The 2,212-nt window shown below is 43.9% G+C and carries 2 protein-coding genes; both read right to left on the bottom strand.

Annotated features, from left to right (window positions below; genetic code table 11):
• Positions 1–427: 427 nt before the first annotated feature.
• The gene (locus ACSVDD_RS29855; protein ID WP_264647613.1) at positions 428–1,705 is read right to left on the bottom strand and encodes an IS110 family RNA-guided transposase; all 1,278 of its coding nucleotides are present in this window, start codon (positions 1,703–1,705) and stop codon (positions 428–430) included.
• Between the two features lie 88 nt (positions 1,706–1,793).
• Complete coding sequence (locus tag ACSVDD_RS29850; RefSeq protein ID WP_510167029.1) at positions 1,794–1,958, bottom strand: hypothetical protein; 165 nt, start codon at positions 1,956–1,958, stop codon at positions 1,794–1,796.
• Positions 1,959–2,212 lie beyond the last annotated feature (254 nt).

Genomic DNA, 2,212 nt, shown 5'->3' with positions numbered 1-2,212 from the left:
AACACCTTTCAGTAGTTCAAATCTTATCCAAAAGAACGAGCTTAAACCTCCCTCTATAAATGTTGATTTATCAACGGTTTGACCCGTTGATGGGGTGTCAAAAAAATATTTTTCGACACGCTTCCTAACAATATCTTTAAATTATGTGAAACTATTCCATTACATGGGTGCGCTACGCGGTCACTACTGGATAATGATGGAAAGTAGTGTAGGAATTTATGCGATGCACAATGGATCTCTGCGTAGCTTATGATGACGTACCCTCCCATGTCTCTGGGCATCTAAGTGCCTACATTCCTTCGTTCGGTCTAGTCATAAGGCAGAGGCTAGCGAAGCTCCTTTAGGGACTCAAGGTCGAATGGAAAAAATAGTGCCAGCTTCTCCGTGTCATCCAGTTGTCTAGGTCCAATTAAGGGGATGTAGGGATTTATGCAGCCTCTGCGAGACTAGGAATATCCCTCATCATTCGCTTTGCGTCAAACGCTTTGTGTTTTGTGCTAATTCCGTGTAAAACTTTTAATAGCTTCCCGCATAGAACCACGATGGATTGCTTCTTGCGTAAAGGATTAACCTGACGGTTTGTGTAGTACTCGTGTAGTTTCTTAAATGCTTCATTGTGTCGAATCATTGGCATCATCACTCGGAAAAGGAGGGCCCGCAGCTTTCTTCTGCCCCGTTTGGAGATGCGTTTTTGTCCTTTATGCAGGCCGGAAGAGTTTTCACGTAACGTTAGTCCCGCTAGTTTGATTAGTTGGCGTGGATCTTCGTAGTGTGAAAAGCTGCCGATTTCCGCTAATAGATCGACAATCGTTGTATCTCCAAGTCCTGGAACCGTTGATAGCCATTCGTATTCTACAGTCGTTTTTACAAGCTCAACCAAGTGTTGAGTAATGTTTTCGATATCTTTTTCTAGTTGATGGAAACGACGGACGAGTGTGGCGATCTCAATACGGGCCATCTCACGTCCTTCTGTTATTCCAATAGAGTTGGCTGCGACTTCCATAAGGCGCAACGCTTTCGGTCTTTGTGGGGATTTAAGCCCCTCAGCCTTCCGATAAAGGGTTAAAATTTCATCGGGCTGTTTCTCGTGAAGGTCACTCGGAAATGGGGTATATTCAAGTACCGCCATGGCCATCTTTCCAAAAGTCGGAAAAACCTGAACGAACTCTGGAAAATAGCGATCCAGCCAGCGAATAATCATGTTCTTGACAGCACCCAATTCATCTGTCAATTTACTTCTAAACGTTGACCCAACGCGAAGTTCGGCCTCCAATCCTTTCAAGATGCGAGGATAACTGAACCGTCCGTCTTTCAACAGTCGAGCGATCACTAGTGCATCTTTACGGTCATGTTTGGTTGGTAAGTTGTCATCCAGCTCTTTAGATCGCCTTACATGCATCGGATTGACCATCGCCAGGGGAATGCCCCTTTCCTCAAGGAAATAGGCTATATTGAGCCAGTAATGGCCTGTTGGTTCAATCCCGATGAGGACCTCTGTTTTTCCGTTCTCTCTCATGGCAGCGAGAACACGCTGATAGAAAAGCTCGAATCCACCTCCAGATTGAGTAACAGAGAAAGATTTTTGGAGCACTCGTCCTCGATCGTCCACAAAGCAGGCATAGTGTGTCAGCTTCGCAATGTCGATACCGACTACAAGTGTTTTTTCGGTGACTTGATTTATTTTCTGATTTTGTTTAAAATCCATGTTGGAGTCCTCCTTGGTTACCTAAGTTAGGGGTCAATTCGGTGCACGATTTGACACCCCGTATCATACCAAGAGGGCTCTTTTTTGTTCAAGTCCCCGAAAATCCTCTTAACAGGAATGCTCCTTTTTGAATTTCAACAAATGCTCCTACTTTCGTTCCATCTCCAATTTCGCAGCCATAGGCATTGACAAAGTCATATATCTTGACGTTTTCGCCCAGTTTTACGTTTGTTAAGTTACTTTTGCTTTCCATCACACACACCCAAATCTTTCATTTTGTAAGGAAGCCGGGAGGAAAAAAACGATAATTGGCTTACAATCAGTCTCTCTATGGTATATGTTTTTGAAAAATGAAGTGCATGGGGAAATAGCCCACAAACCAAAAAATCCGCTGGTATAATAACCAGGCGGATTTGTTATGGCGTGCTGTGTTCAGCTAAATATTCCTCCACATGCTTTACGAATTGCTGTGCCCTCACATCGTTTGTATGGTGTGTATGGATAAAC

The sequence above is a fragment of the Azospirillum terrae genome (assembly GCF_053470425.1).
Note: the sequence above shows the minus strand (reverse complement) of the source record. Positions and strands in the feature narration are given on the sequence as shown.

Coding starts and splice junctions, on each gene's coding strand:
- ACSVDD_RS29855 (WP_264647613.1), bottom strand. CDS start 1,705: ATGGATTTTAAACAAAATCAGAAAATAAATCAAGTCACCGAAAAAACA.
- ACSVDD_RS29850 (WP_510167029.1), bottom strand. CDS start 1,958: ATGGAAAGCAAAAGTAACTTAACAAACGTAAAACTGGGCGAAAACGTC.